At 63.7% G+C, this 13,811-nt stretch carries 13 protein-coding genes and 1 pseudogene; 5 read left to right on the top strand and 9 right to left on the bottom strand.

All coding sequences use genetic code 11. The features are described from left to right. Positions 1-6: 6 nt before the first annotated feature. Together ACSFA8_RS19490 and ACSFA8_RS19485 are read right to left on the bottom strand one after the other, a co-directional pair. Positions 7-948, bottom strand: a complete 942-nt coding sequence (locus ACSFA8_RS19490) for a ParB/RepB/Spo0J family partition protein (RefSeq protein ID WP_435481134.1) — start codon at positions 946-948, stop codon at positions 7-9. Positions 949-1,057: 109 nt separating this feature from the next. Next, positions 1,058-2,254: a ParA family protein gene (locus ACSFA8_RS19485; RefSeq protein ID WP_435481133.1), complete on the bottom strand. Its 1,197-nt coding sequence runs from the start codon at positions 2,252-2,254 to the stop codon at positions 1,058-1,060. A gap of 619 nt (positions 2,255-2,873) precedes the next feature. Between ACSFA8_RS19485 and ACSFA8_RS19480 the strand changes: the two genes are divergently transcribed. The 3 genes from ACSFA8_RS19480 (at position 2,874) to ACSFA8_RS19470 (ending at position 5,349) form a co-directional block, all read left to right on the top strand. Beyond that, entirely contained in the window at positions 2,874-4,235 is a 1,362-nt protein-coding gene (locus tag ACSFA8_RS19480) for a replication initiation protein (protein ID WP_435481132.1), read from the top strand. 63 nt (positions 4,236-4,298) lie between these two features. Beyond that, positions 4,299-4,811 carry an SET domain-containing protein gene (locus ACSFA8_RS19475; RefSeq protein ID WP_435481131.1) on the top strand — a complete coding sequence of 171 codons (513 nt, stop codon included), beginning with the start codon at positions 4,299-4,301 and terminating at the stop codon, positions 4,809-4,811. An 88-nt stretch (positions 4,812-4,899) separates the two neighbouring features. Continuing rightward, positions 4,900-5,349 carry a helix-turn-helix domain-containing protein gene (locus ACSFA8_RS19470; RefSeq protein ID WP_435481130.1) on the top strand — a complete coding sequence of 150 codons (450 nt, stop codon included), beginning with the start codon at positions 4,900-4,902 and terminating at the stop codon, positions 5,347-5,349. A gap of 615 nt (positions 5,350-5,964) precedes the next feature. Here ACSFA8_RS19470 and ACSFA8_RS19465 read toward each other — a convergent pair. The 5 genes from ACSFA8_RS19465 to ACSFA8_RS19445 form a co-directional block, all read right to left on the bottom strand. Further along, positions 5,965-6,153, bottom strand: a complete 189-nt coding sequence (locus tag ACSFA8_RS19465; protein WP_435481129.1) for a hypothetical protein — start codon at positions 6,151-6,153, stop codon at positions 5,965-5,967. A 548-nt stretch (positions 6,154-6,701) separates the two neighbouring features. Continuing rightward, positions 6,702-7,898 carry an IS256 family transposase gene (locus tag ACSFA8_RS19460; protein WP_435481128.1) on the bottom strand — a complete coding sequence of 399 codons (1,197 nt, stop codon included), beginning with the start codon at positions 7,896-7,898 and terminating at the stop codon, positions 6,702-6,704. Between the two features lie 259 nt (positions 7,899-8,157). After that, positions 8,158-8,910, bottom strand: a complete 753-nt coding sequence (locus ACSFA8_RS19455; RefSeq protein WP_435481127.1) for an alpha/beta hydrolase family protein — start codon at positions 8,908-8,910, stop codon at positions 8,158-8,160. A 35-nt stretch (positions 8,911-8,945) separates the two neighbouring features. Next, positions 8,946-9,125 carry a hypothetical protein gene (locus ACSFA8_RS19450; RefSeq protein ID WP_435481126.1) on the bottom strand — a complete coding sequence of 60 codons (180 nt, stop codon included), beginning with the start codon at positions 9,123-9,125 and terminating at the stop codon, positions 8,946-8,948. A 34-nt stretch (positions 9,126-9,159) separates the two neighbouring features. Next, positions 9,160-9,417, bottom strand: a complete 258-nt coding sequence (locus tag ACSFA8_RS19445; RefSeq protein ID WP_435481125.1) for a hypothetical protein — start codon at positions 9,415-9,417, stop codon at positions 9,160-9,162. Positions 9,418-9,896: 479 nt separating this feature from the next. Here ACSFA8_RS19445 and ACSFA8_RS19440 point away from each other — a divergent pair, with 479 nt between their 5' ends. Continuing rightward, a complete protein-coding gene (locus tag ACSFA8_RS19440; RefSeq protein WP_435481124.1) occupies positions 9,897-10,670 on the top strand; it encodes an exodeoxyribonuclease III in 774 nt (257 codons plus the stop codon). Positions 10,671-10,777: 107 nt separating this feature from the next. After that, positions 10,778-11,042: pseudogene (locus tag ACSFA8_RS19435) on the top strand (VOC family protein); the annotation flags it as partial. Between the two features lie 97 nt (positions 11,043-11,139). Here ACSFA8_RS19435 and ACSFA8_RS19430 read toward each other — a convergent pair. Both ACSFA8_RS19430 and ACSFA8_RS19425 read right to left on the bottom strand, forming a co-directional pair. Then, the gene (locus ACSFA8_RS19430) at positions 11,140-12,816 is read right to left on the bottom strand and encodes a hypothetical protein (protein ID WP_435481123.1); all 1,677 of its coding nucleotides are present in this window, start codon (positions 12,814-12,816) and stop codon (positions 11,140-11,142) included. A gap of 346 nt (positions 12,817-13,162) precedes the next feature. After that, complete coding sequence (locus tag ACSFA8_RS19425) at positions 13,163-13,774, bottom strand: DUF4337 domain-containing protein (protein WP_435481122.1); 612 nt, start codon at positions 13,772-13,774, stop codon at positions 13,163-13,165. Positions 13,775-13,811: the final 37 nt, after the last annotated feature.

Here is a 13,811-nt window from a genome sequence, read left to right as displayed (position 1 = left end):
CGACAGTCAGATTGACTTGACGAAAGCCTCTGTCATCTTCCCGAGCTCTTGCTGTTGCGCCGCGGTCAATGGGAGATGCACATGCAAGGATGCCCTGCCAACTGCGTCGAAACGGAGAGTCGCCGCCTTCTTCCCGCCTGCCATGAAGATCCTCGGTTCAACGGCAGACGACGCGCTTGGCGTCGTCTGTGGATCCACCAAATAAGCGAACACCGCCTTCGGGCCTCTCGGCGCCCGGTGCACGGCCATCTCGGCTGCGCGCCTCATCAACCCGTCGCGATCTTCCTCCAGGGCCTTGTTCAGCATCGGCGCCCACCGCAGCTGAATATCGAGCGGGGTCGCAAACGCCGCCACGAGTTCATCGGGCAGCTTGGCCAGCGCCAACGATTTGCCCAGGTTGCTGGGGTCGATTCCAATGGCCGTGGCCAGTTGCCGGTTGGAGGCAAACAAGCCCTTGTCGAGCGCGCGCAGGTACATCACGCCCTGCTCCCACGGCGACAAGTCGGCGCGATCGCGGTTCTCCCGATCCATCTCGACAAACAGGGTTCTGTCATCGAGGTTGTCCACGACAGCCTGAACCGGCAGCCCAAGTTGCCGGCAGGCTTCGTGACGGCGATGGCCGAACACGATCTCGAACTCGATGCCGTCGCGCGCCTTGACCGGCCGCACCTTGATCGGCTGCACGTTGCCGCCGGCGTCCATGATCTCGCGCTTGAGCAGTTCGAAGTCCGCACCCAGGAAACTGCTCTCATGGCGGTTTGCGTACGGGCTGCGGCCGATGCGCAGGGGATCCAGCATCCGAACCGGCTTGGCGCCGTCCCAGCTGCGCAAATCTTCGACCACCTCCGTCAGCTGCACCTCGAGCTCGGCGGTTCGCGCCGCCCGTGCCCGCAGCTCCTCGTTTTCGCGCAGCATCTCCGAACGCGCATCGTTGGCCTGCGCCATCATGGCACCCGGTGCCGTCTTGGGAGGCTTGACCAAGGTATCCGCACCCTGCCCCGCGGTCGCCATCAGCGCGCCGAAGTCGATCTTGGAAGCCTTTGCCTTGAGATTCATCTCACACTCCTGATTCAAGGGTCTGACGGTCGTCGAGCTGGCGCAACCACACCGCTTCGATCTGCTGTTCGACCAACTCGCACATCCTGTCGTACGCATCGCGCGCCCGGGCAAAGGTCTTGGAGTTGACCGACCCGCGCGGGAGATCGTAGACCGTGCCGAACTCGGCGCTGGCGGTGGCAGCCACGGAGGTCTTCGGGATCTCGATGGGCAGCACCTTGTCGCCATAGCCTTCGAGCACCCACTGCCGCACGACCGAGCTGGCGGCGTCGGAGGCTTCTACCCGTGACAGCAGGACGTCGATGAACTCGAAGCTCTTGTTCTTGCCGCGACTGCGGATCAAGCCGTTGCACAGATCCGAGAACAAATCCCAGAACTGCGCCGAGCTGGCGAAGTCCAGCGCGGAAGGCGGCAGGGGCATGATCACGCCGTCGGCGGCCATCAGCGCATTGATCGTGACGTAGCTGAGCGAGGGCGGCGTGTCGATGACGATCACGTCGTACTCCTCGCGCGTTGCATCCAGGCCCCGGTCGAGCACCCGCCAGAACTCGAACCCGGCGTCCTTCGACTGGCGCGACGGCAAGATGAACTCCGCGTTGTAGAGCAGGGGAGCCGCACAGACCAGGTCGATGTTCGGCCAGTAGGTCGGGCGGATCGCGTACTGAAGGCTCTCCTCATCCCCCGCGAAAAGCGGCATGGCGGTGTGCTCGTTCTCAACCTCGGCATCGGGCAGCACACCGAAGAGCGTGGTGGCCGAACCCTGGGGATCCAGGTCAAGGAGCAGAACGCGGTGCCCACGCATCGAGAGGCCCTGTGCCAGGGTGACGGCCGATGTCGTCTTGGCCACGCCACCCTTGAAGTTGGCGACCGTGATCGTGATGCCTGCGGCCCCCTTGGGCCGCAAGTGCGAAGCCCGGAAGTCGCGGCTCCACTGCTGGGACTGGGCCATCGTCCATTCGCGGCGATTTCCATGGATCTCTCCTGAGGGGAGATCGCCTCGTGTGAGGCGGTAGGCGATCTTCGCCTTGTCGACGCCGCAAAGTTCCGCCAGTTGGGTTGCAGTCATGCTCGGCGCAATCTTGATCGCCGTCGGCGCCAGCATTGCCGTGCGGATATGGCTCATCATGCCGGCGATCTTCTGCGCCTGGAGCTCGATGTCCTCGAGTGTCTGTCGTCTTATGGTTTGCTTGATGTCCACGCAAGGAGCTTTCGAAGTTTCAGGGTTATGCGATTATGCACAGCACCTCCTGAAAATCGATGAACTTGAGCTTCGTCTCTGCAGTGCAGGTTTGCTGCAGCGATTGTCCCCGAATCCGGCGGTCAAAAAACCTTCCCTGATTCGAATTAGTTCAATAGCTTCAAGAAATTACGGGTCACGCAAATTTTGATTTTCTTTAATAAAATCAAAGACTTACGATGCTAAATTCGCGCAAACCGTCCGTGAACTGCTCGGATCTGTCCGCGATTTACTCGTGTGCGTCCGTGCGCTACCCGCAAGCCGTCCGCGGCTTTACCGGGCGGGTCGAAGTTATCAACAGGCTGCCCGCCAGCTCGTCTGCCGCACGCGCTGTGGCGACGTTGCCAACCGTCCGTGATCTACTCGGCCCTCAATGCCGCCGCCACTGCCTGTCTAAAGCACTGGTGTCCGTGCTTTACTCGCCTCCCAAAGGTCAATCAAGGCGCGAATTACGCCGAAGTGTCCGTGGTTTACTCGGCCTCTGAAGGGTGATGCGAGGCGAAGTGTCCGTGATTTACTCGCACATGCCCCACTTCAATCAGATGAAGTGTCCAACGCCGTTTGGACATATCATTCGTGCATGACCTCGTTCGAAACCGCCGGGCCGAACGCCATCGCTAGAGGGCAGGGCGCCAACGACTCCCTGGAACTGCGCAAGCCGCACGAGATGGTGGTCATGGTGCCGCGTTCCGCACGCGTAACATTGACAGCCCGGCGAATCTACACGGTTCTGCTTCAGGTCTCCCAGGCCAGGTTCGGTTCGATGGAAGCCATGCCCCGCGCGGACTTCCTGTTCGAAGCTCCGTTGGCCACCATCCTGCGCACCACCGGTTCCGACGCTTCCGATCGCACCGCGGCAAAACGCTACCTGCAGGAGATGCGCAGCCTGGAGGTCGACTGGGAGTCCACCGCCCCCGGCGACGGGGTCAAGTGGCGCGGCTTTTCCATGCTGTCCGAGGTGGCGCTGGAAGTGCGGCGGGGCGAAACCTGGGTGAGCTGGTCATTTCCACCGTCGATCATGGCGGCACTGCGAGAGCCCTCGCGCTGGGCCCGCATAGACCTCGAGGTGTTGAGCCGGCTCGGCACCTACGCAGCCGTTGCCCTCTACGAGATCTGCGCGCGCTATCGGGACAACCCCGGCGGCGTCACGAGCCGCAAACCGGTCGGCTGGTGGACCGATGCCCTGAGCAACATGCCAGGGGGCGACCGCCGCGAATGGCGCAAGTTCAAGAGCGAGCGGATCAAGGAGGCCGTCGAAGAGATCAACCGCGAGACCGATCTGCAGATCGAGCTCATCGAGCACCGCCAAGGCCGGACGGTCGATGAAGTCCAGTTCGCCGTGCGCCGTCGCAGCAAGGCCGTACCCGCCACCGACAGGCCGCCGACGCCCATCGACGCCAATCTTGCGCTGCGCGCGGAGACCCTCGGGATCCGCGAGATCAAGCTGGACGGTCTGGTCAAGGAGTTCGGTGAAGAGCAGGTGCGCGACAAGCTCGAGGCGCTCGAGCGGCGTGCCGCCAACAGCAGCCTGCGCAGCGTCGACAACGCCTATTCCTATCTCAGATCGTCCCTGCGCAACGAACACGCCGCGCCCGCGCCCACCGTCGCGGCGGTGCTCGACGCGGCAACCCCCGTGCGCGCGCAGCCGCAGGCCGCCGCGGCGGTGCCCGCGGACTTCCTGGGCGAGCGCATTCGTGTCATGAAGGCAGAGGTGGAGATGCTCTCCGCCGCGCAAAGGCAGGTCTGGGTGGATCGCGCGCTGCAGGAGCTCTCGGCCAAGGGGATGTTGACGGCCGTCATCAGCCGCCGCGCCTCCCAGGGAGATGTGCTGCACGGCGTGCTCGGCTCGGTGATCGTTCACGCCTACGCGGCAGCGACCTACGGTTCCGAGTGGAATGTTTTTACCGCTGGCCGCGTGCCGGATACGTCAGAAGCGGCCTGAAGTGGCCATTCGTGACGCCGGGGCGCGTGGCCGGAAGAACCTGCCTTGAATCGCGCTCCGCGCGTGGCGCGCACCTTGCATGATCCGGGCATGTCTCAAATTCCTACTCCTTGGTCTTCCCAACCAACTTCTGCGTTGGACGCCGTGGTGCTCGTGCGCAACAGCGGTGTCCACGGGCAGGGTGTCTTTGCGCGCCGCCGGCTTGCGAAGGGCACCTGTCTGGGCGCCTATGAGGGCCGGCGCTATTCGGCCGACGCGGCTTTGCTGGAGGAATGGGACAGCGGCTTGACTTACCTGTTTGCGTTGTCGGACGGCACGACGATCGACGGAGGGCAGGGCGGCAACGCGACCCGCCACCTCAACCATGCCTGCGTGCCGAACTGCGAGGCACGCGAAGAGGTTGCGAGCGATGGCGCGATCGTGCTGAGCGTTTTCACTCTCCGTCCGGTAGCAAAGAATGCCGAGCTGTTCCTCGACTACGCGCTGATCATCGATGCCAGCGAGGAGGTGTCGGACTATCCGTGCCACTGCGGCCATGTGGCATGCCGCGGCACCATGGCGGCAGAGCCGATCTGAGGCGGCGGCCGCAGCCTCGCGGTCAGCGCGCAGCTTAAGCGGAACTCGAATTGGGAAGTGCGCCGCCAGAATCCGGCAGAATCCGCAAATGCCAAACATTGCAACCGTTCTGAAAGCCGAGATTTCGCGCGTCGCCCGCAAGGAAGTGCGCACGGAAGTCGAAACTCTCAAAAAAGCCAGCGCGCAGTACCGCAGCGCCATCGCGACCCTGCGTCGCCAGGTCGAGTCCTTGCAAAAGGAACTCAGGCGCGTTGACAAGCGCGCAGCGGCGCCGGTTCCGGCGGCCCGGGAAAGCCGGGCCGATGAGGAAGGCCCGCGCCGGCGCTTCAGCGCGGCGCGCCTGGCCGCGCATCGCAGCAAGCTGGGATGGTCGGCCGCGATGTACGGCAAGCTGGTGGGCATCGGCGGGCAAACCATCTACAACTGGGAGCAGGGCAAGTCCAGGCCCAATGCCGCGCAGGTTCAGCAGTTGGCCGTTGTCAAGGAAATGAGCCGCGACGACTTGCTGAAGCGACTCGAAGCCAGCGCGACGGACTGAGCAAGTCGCCCTGCCGCTCCACATCATTTCTGCGAGAAGCTGCGGCAGATCTTGGCGGTTGTCGCATCCCGCGTTGGGCCGGGTGCAACAAGCACCCAGCCCTTGACTCGCGGCTCGTCGTCCGGCGGGAAAAGGTCTCGAATGTCGGCCAGCGTCTCCGCAGGCTACGCTGCCCATGCCGGCGCGCGCATCATTCCTGAATCTGCATAGGGCACATCTGTCGCATCCGCCTCGCCGTGGCGGCACAGCAGATCATCGTCATCGAGATTGAACAGCCTCCGGGAGGCGAGGGGTCAAGATGCGTAGATCGTGCAAGCGGCGTCGAACAGGAAGGGACATGCCGTTCCCGTCTCCCACCGCTGCAACCGCGCCGATGCCGCATTCACGGTTTCGACATTGGTCAGATCTTGCACCCGCACCGAATAGCGTGGTGCGGGTCTACTGCTGAAAGCGAGGGGCATTGAAATGATCGGTGGCTTCAATAGCTCAACCCGAGTCCGTGATCAGTGCTCAGAGGCAGATCGCCGCCGCGAAGCGCTTCCTCTCATTAGGTGCGCAACTTCAGACGAGCGCGGGCGACGTGTTCCCGCCCCTGCAGCCGAAGCCGTTGAAGTCTCACCGAGCAAGGAACAGTGCCACAAGCACCAAAACGACTGCGAGCGCGGCAAAGGTGATGTTGCGCCAACCGGTGGCGCGCTGCTCACGCTCTTCGAATCGATGCTGAAAGGTCAGCTCGTCCAGCCGGGAAGGGGCGCTGTCCTGTGGCGCGGCGAAGCGGTTGTGGGTATCGAGTCGTTTTGCCATGATTTGAGAGGTCAGAGGTCACACAGAAAGGGATTTGAGCGACCATGCAAACGCCACCATGAGGGCGATGATCGGGACGCAGCAAACCCAGGCAGATCCATCCGGTCGGCGATACAAACTGCGCCGCGCGGAAAAGAGCGCGCAGTGCCCACGCCGATCTGGTTTATCCATCCACCAGCGGTAGCTGATGTCTGTCGTGGAGGGCGCGAGTTTCATGTAGCCAATAGTGCTACAAGTAATGCTTTAGAAGTAATTTCCTGCGTGAAGGATTTCACGCTTGGCACCCTTGGTTCGCGTGCCGGCAGTGCCCATCGCCGATTTGCCTGGGGTGGGAGGCGTCTCGTGGATGAATGTCGCCGCGATCGGCTTCGCCCCGGAACTGTCAGGACCCGATCGGCGGCAGGAGGCGACTGTCTTGTGGTTTCGCCGACGGGCCGAACCGATAACCACCACTGCCGATGACGGTGAATTTCATGCTGGCTCGGATGGGTCGCGTCCCATTCCGTGGTGTAGGTCCACAGCCCGGAGAAGGCTGAGATGCACGGTACTCAGCGTGCCACTGCGGACAGCCGAGTGGGCGCAGTATCGCTCAGGGTCTGCAAGCCCTCCAGCTGCATGTAGCGCCGGTTGAGGGACCACTCGTCGTTCTGCTCCATCATCATGGCGCCGACGAGCCTCGTGATCGAGGCGTCGTTGGGGAAGATGCCCACCACGTTCGTACGTCGCTTGATCTCGGCGTTCAGCCGCTCCAGAGGGTTCGTGCTGTAAATCTGCGTCCAGTGCGCCCGAGGGAAGGTCATGAAGGCCAGGACGTCGTTCTCCGCGTCGTCCATAAGAGTGCCGAGCTTGGGGAACTTGTCTCGCAGCTGATCAGCAACCGAGCGCCATTGCGAACGTGCCGCATCGGCCGAGTCTTGTACGAACACCGTGCCGATGGCAGCAGAGACCATGCGCCGCTGCGTCTTGCCGGCATGCGCCAGGGCGTTGCGCATGAAGTGCACCCGGCAACGCTGCCAGGTGGCCTTCAGAACCTTCGCAGCGGCTGCCTTGATGCCTTCGTGGCTGTCGCTGATCACGAGCTTCACGCCGCGAAGACCTCGACGGTTCAGGCTGCGCAGGAACTCGGTCCAGAAGGGCTCGGCTTCCGAGGCCCCGACCTTCAGGCCCAGCACCTCGCGTTGGCCGTCGGTGTTCACGCCGACCGCCACTATCACCGCCACGCTCACGATGCGCCCGGCCTCGCGCGTCTTCACGTAGGTGGCATCGACCCACAGGTAGGGCCAGTCGCCCTCGATCTGCCGTCCCAGGAAGGCGTTGACGCGTTCGTCGAGCTCGCCGCAAAGGCGGCTGACCTGGCTCTTGGAGACGCCGCTCATGCCGAGCGACTTGACCAGGTCGTCTACCGAGCGGGTGGAGATGCCTTGCACGTAGGCTTCCTGGATGACGGCCGTGAGCGCCTTCTCTGCGGTGCGCCGAGGCTCGAGGAACTCGGGGAAGTAGCTGCCCTGGCGCAACTTGGGGATCTTCAGCTCGACGCTGCCGGCTCGGGTGTCCCAGGTGCGCTCGCGGTAGCCATTGCGGCTGTTCAGGCGTTCCGGATTCTTTTCGTCGTAGGCGGCGCCGCAGCGGCCTTCGACATCGAGCTCCATCAGGCGCTGGGCCATGAACTGCACCATCTGGCGCAGGACGTCGACGTCGGCTCCCTTTTCGGCGAGCTCGGCTAATGCCATAGTGGCGGTGGTCATTGTGATTTCCTTTATGGACAGGTTTGGTGGGTCGCACCCCAAACTTATCCGGACTTCACGATGGCCACCCCCGAGGGAGCGGTCGCTGCGCGGCAAGCCGCTTCGGGCTACGCCCTACGCGCCTTGCCGCGCAGCGAGTGAAAGAAGACTTACACCACTTCCTGGGACATCAGCCTCGGATGCGGGACTCGTAGCCGAGTTGGGCCGACAAGCAGATTCGTCAGCCGAGCGTGCTCTCGTCTGCAGGCGAGGCCGCCGCTCAGGCGCGCGGCCTCGCCGAGTCAGCGGGTGAGACCTGCGATTTGAACCAGGCAATAAGCAGCGCCGCATACACCTGCTGGCTCGCGGGCATGGACAACGCATGATCCGCGCCCGATATGCAGTGATGCGCCATGGAGCGAACTTGCGTGAACGCGTTTGCGAAGCTTTGGATGGAGGGGTGGGGCACTACGGAGTCGTTTGCGGACTCGACGAGAAGAACGTCGCCCTGGAACGCCTGGCACGCGGTGAGGCAGCGGTTGCCCGCGGCAGGCCTGAGGCATTGCCGGTAGCTTTGCAGCATCTCACGATCCAGTGCGTTCTTGGGCACCTCCCACTGTGTGTCCGGATAAAGGGCCGGCACCCGCAGCGCGAGCCAGCGCACCGGCCGCAGCCGGGTTGCCAGCGCCGCCAGGTAGCCGCCGTAGCTTGTGCCGACCACCGCGAGGGATGCGCCGTCGACGCCCGGGTGCAGGGACAGCGCATCGTAGGCCGCCAGAACGTCGATGAGGTTGTCCGCGCGACTGACCCTGCCTTGCGACCGGTCGCTCGCGCCATGTCCTCTCAGGTCGAAGGTCAGACACGTGCAGCCCAACGCAGCGACCTCCCTGGAAAGATCCTGGTAGTGCCGCTGGTCGCTGTCCCACCCGTGCACGAAAAGTACACCCGGCTGATCGATCGCTCCCGCGACCAAATGGCCTTCCAGCCGTTCGCCTCCGCTCTGGATCGTGATGTCTTGTGTTTGCAGTGCCATGACGCGAAGGTGGTTTGCTCGTTCGCGTGAAATATTCAGTTGGCGGCCTGGGTGCAGTGCTCAGCCGGCGCCGCGCCCTGGCGCGCGGAGTCGCCTACGCGCATTGCGCTGAGCCCGTGAATGTCCTCGGTAGGGAACAGCAGCGCGCCGATCACCTGCGAGAAGTCCGCCATGCTGTCGCCAATGCAGCGCCGTCCGCTCGACAACGCGTTCACCGCCAGGCCGCTCGCAGTCTGGCGATGACCGATGTCAGTACAGCATGCAGCCGAGGGCCGCGCCCGGCGTATCGTTAGGCGCAGAGGGCAATGACATGTGGGCTTCCAGCTCGAGGTTCTGGTGCCGCCGCATGGCTTGGGTGCCCATTTGCGTGGCAGCAGCCTGGGTAGAAAGTGGCCCGCGCGCATAGTCAAGCACGCGCAACTCGCCCGCCGGGCCGCGCCAGACGATCGTCCAGTAATGGTGGCCGTCGATGGGTTCGTCGAGCAGCAGTTCGAGGTCGGTGTTCATGGGTGTCGCATCCGTGGGGTTGGGCGCCATTACGCGTTTGCCGCAGCGAACCGCAAAGGTCGGAAGTCACAGTCCCACCCGAATTCCGCCGGGAGTCCGGCATCCGTGCATTCGGGCACACGGACGTCGCCAGGCCACCACACCCTGGACGAAGGGTATTCCCGCGTCAACCTGGTGATTCCGCGCGCCTGCACGCAGGATGCCGACATGCCTCAAGTCGGGCGTGCGCTGCCGGCTGCGGCCTACGCAGGCGCGTCGCGACGTCGCCATGCTTGGGGCAATGGTCAAGCCACGCCAAGCCCCTCTGGATCTCATCGCCCCAGGCGGGGCCGCCGAACCTCGACGATCCAGCAAATCCGGCACGCCGCGACGAGCGCGCAGACGGCTGCTGGTGTTGGACTACCAGACCTGGGTTCGGCTGACCGCAGGCCTGGATGAAGCGGTCGAGGCGAAGGCCCCGAGGGCTTAGCCCGAGTTCCATGCGAATTGCCACGTACAACGTCAACGATGTCCGCAAGCGCATCGACCCGTTGCGCGCGTGGCTGGACGTCACGGCGCCGGATGTGGTCTGCCTGCAGGAACTCAAGTGCACGGAGTCCGCATTCCCCCATGACGCGCTCCGAGCAATCGGATACGAGGCGCTGGTGGCAGGCCAGAAGAGCTGGAACGGTGTTGCCATCCTGGCGAAAGGCGGCAAACCGATCGAGATTCGCCGTGGCCTGCCGGGCGATCCTGCCGACAAGCAGGCGCGCTACCTCGAGGCGGCGGTCAACGGCCTGGTCATCGGTTGCTGCTACATGCCCAACGGCAATCCACAGCCGGGCCCCAAGTTCGCCTACAAGCTCGACTGGTTCGGCCGCTTCAACCGGCACGCCGCCACGCTGTTGGCCTCGGGGCATCCGGTCGTGCTGGCCGGCGACTACAACGTCGTGCCGACCGACGCCGACATCTATGCAACCCGCTCCTTCAAGGACAACGCGCTGCTGCAACCCGCGCCTCGTGCCGCCTACCACGCGCTGCTGGACGGAGGGTGGACGGATGCACTGCAACGTCAATCGCCCGAGCGGCCCCTCTACACCTTCTGGAGTTACCTGCGCAACCGGTGGCCGCGCGACGCGGGCATGCGCATCGACCATCTCTTGCTCAGCCCGAAAGCTGCGGCCCGCATGCAGGGAGCAGGCGTCGACCGTGCGGTGCGCGGCCTGGACGGCGCCAGCGATCATGCGCCGGCCTGGGTGGAATTGAGAGGCTGACAGGCTGCAGGAGGACTGGCAACGGGATGCGGATTCGTCCTGAACAAAGCTGCCTGCTGGCGGTCATCGTCAAAGCTCGCGCATGCAGCCAGGGGACTACAGCGTCAATACAGTCGAAGCACTACGCGTTCCTGGTCACCGAAGTCGAGTTCGATGCCATTTTCGCGCGCATGCGCGAGCAAGGGCTTGCTGACCTGGTGGGCAGATCCGAGCAGGCGCGAGGTGGGGCAAATGAACACCTGGGACGGCGGGCGCGGAGTCTATTTTGATGATCCAAATGGTCACCTGCTCGAGGTGATGACGCGACCCTACGGCAGCGGGGGCACGACAACGTGTTCCCCTCACCCGCTATTCAACCCGCCTCCAGTCTGAGGTGTTGGTTTGACGCCGGCCTCCCTTTGAGAACGCGACCAGATGCGAGTCATCCGGCTCAACGGCGTTGGTCGGGACTTGCGTGGTCCATGGCCTGCTAGACATTGCTCTCAAACGTGCTGCGCACGAAGTCGAGAAACTCTTGAACGCCCAACAGGCCCGGCAGCTGCCTCTGGGTGATCCCGGACTTCACCTGAAACGCCATTTGGGTTTGGACCGTGTCGTTCTCCAAGGAGTGGTAATGACCCATGCTGTACCTCCGATACGTCTCGCCGACGCGGGCGAGCGCCAGCACTGCACATTCGCCCAGACCTTGGATTGGAGGAAACTCCAGTAACAACACTTGAATGTCGCCGGCCTGTGCGGGCGCTCCGACGGTCGTCAGGCGACAGGCAAGACCAACGGACTCGATGCGCTCCGATGGCGGTAGCGTATCGGCCTTCTCGCACCAGAGCCGCTGCAATTCGACCCGTCCGCTCTCGCCAGCGAACCGCCCCCAGAACTGTGCGGGATCCTTAGAGAGCGCCTGATGGAGCGACTCGGTAACTTCCCAGTGGTGACAACGTCGACCACGCGGATCGAACTCTCTGTGCAGAAGCGACCGCGGCAGGGTGCGCATCGATGCGCGATGGGCCAGGCGATCGGGCCAGTGGGCGAGCGGCGCCGTCGATGCGAGCGCCTCGCGAAGTTTGAGGTAGGCGTCCCGCCCCCTTGCCTGCCGCGCGTCGGCGTAATGCGCGTCGAACCACTCGGTGATGCGCGGTGTCGACGGGTTGCCGTTCAGGTGAGCGATGACCAGCCGTGCTGGATGCTCGTGGCATTCCTCCCGCAGGCTGCGCGAGCCGTCCGACCCGGCCGGTCGCCCCAGCCAGGAGTAGGCCGTCTTGTAGGGCGTCCGGATCGTGTCGGCGCTGTCGTCGTTGAGCAACTGGTCCAGGCCTCCGAGATCGCGACTCAGTTCGGCCAGCGGCAGCAGCTTCTCGCGCACCATCTCCAGCAGGCCGGCGAGTTCGCTGCGCCGCTCGAGCTTCCACCGGTGATTCCAGTCCGGTCCCGGCGCGAAGAATTCCAGGTTCAGGCGCAGCGCGTCATCTGCATGATTCTCCTGGCCATGTGCCGCCACGTAGACGGCCAAACAGGCATCGTGCTCGACTTGGAACAGCAGGCTTACCTGCTCGTATCGCATCAAGTGAACGTGAAGGCGCTGACGCACCGGCCCCAGCGTCCTGGCCAGCGAGATGCTCCGGACGAGACTTCCCTCCGGTTCCGGCTCCAGGGTAAAGCCGTGTGATGCCAAGACCCTTGCCAACGCTGGTGCGAGCACGGCTCGCACTTCCTCTTCGCCGCGCAGCGTGTCGTCGGGGGGCGGTACGCTGGCGTTGGATTGGGCGAATTCAGCGGGAATCACCTGTCCATCGGGCAGAAAGCCGATACCGAGCTCGGGGTCATAGGCGATGAGTCCCAGATTGCCAGCGATCTCGACCGCCGCACGGTAGGCAGGCATTGTCTCGACAAACGGCAGATCGAAGTGCCACGCAGCGCAGCGAACCGTGCTGGCCCGATCGAGTGGCCCAGGCGATCCGGCCCGACCCGCCGCCTCGCCCGCGCGCACCGGGAATCTATCTTCGAACCGCAAGGCAAATTCGATGAATCGCAGATTCTTGCCATCGGGCTTGTCCTGCAGCGTTTGCCGAAGCGACTCCAAGTCTTCGAACGACGTGGGCAAGGGGAGCGCGTGGCGGCTCAGATCGAAGAGGTAGAGGCTGGAACTCATGGTGGGTGGTTGAGTAGGTTCTTCACCCGCGGCCTACGCCCGCCGCGGTGCAATTCCCGGAGTAAGCACGCAGCCACGGCCGGCAATTAGGAACGCTTGGTCGACGGTGAAGAGAAGTGACTTATCCATGAGGAGAGCTTTTGGATGTCTGTCCCTGGCGTCTTCAGCCCTGTTGGTTGCTTACTGCCGCTTTCCAGTTCAGCAAGTGGCGGGCTAACGATTGCCGAACGTTCCTTCGCGGATCGGTGCACGCGAAAATCGTTCAGCCGGGCAGGGTGGCGCGAAGGTTCGCCCCTGGCCGCTGCAGCAGCTCGTCGCAACCGGCTCACACGAGCTCACGCCGTGGTCAGATGTGCAGCGCTGCAAGAGCGCCAACGACCAAGCCGACGCCAGCGACGGCGACCATGCCCCACTCCAACCACTTCCTTCTTGTCAGCAACGCCATGGCGGCCAAAGCGATGGAGACCTGCAACGCTGTTGTCGCCTGCGCCCAGCGGTGATGCTGGTGCATTTGCGCCTCAGATTTGTGATCCCAGTCGGTAGCCTCCACCTCCAGCTTCTGCGCGACTAACAGGATTTCAGTTTTCTCTTGCTCGTAGCGAGACACCTTCGCCTGCCAGCCTTGCTTGCGGTCATCGGGCGATGTGTCGCGCGCGAACTCGGCGAGCGCCTGTTTGGTACTCTTCGACTGAAAGTAGTTCCACTGGTTGGACGCCTCGGTCTTCTTGATGCCGGCGTTGTTCTTGTACAGGCCCGCATTGGCTTGAGTGAGCCCGCCCATGTACGCGAAAATCGCTCCCACTGTGGCAATGACAGCAGTGCAAACCGCGATTTGGCTGGTCATGCTCCTGCGACCCGACTCCGTGGAAGTGTGGGCTGAATCAGCGTCGCCGTGCGCACCGGCGTGCTCGAGTTCGTGGTCGTGCGGACCGTGCACGTGAAAACCGCCTGCTGACATAGATTTCCTTGTTGTCGTGAGGAGGCAAGTATGACGA

The sequence above is a fragment of the Variovorax nitratireducens genome, from assembly GCF_051216545.1.
GTDB lineage: Bacteria > Pseudomonadota > Gammaproteobacteria > Burkholderiales > Burkholderiaceae_C > Variovorax.
Note: the sequence above shows the minus strand (reverse complement) of the source record. Positions and strands in the feature narration are given on the sequence as shown.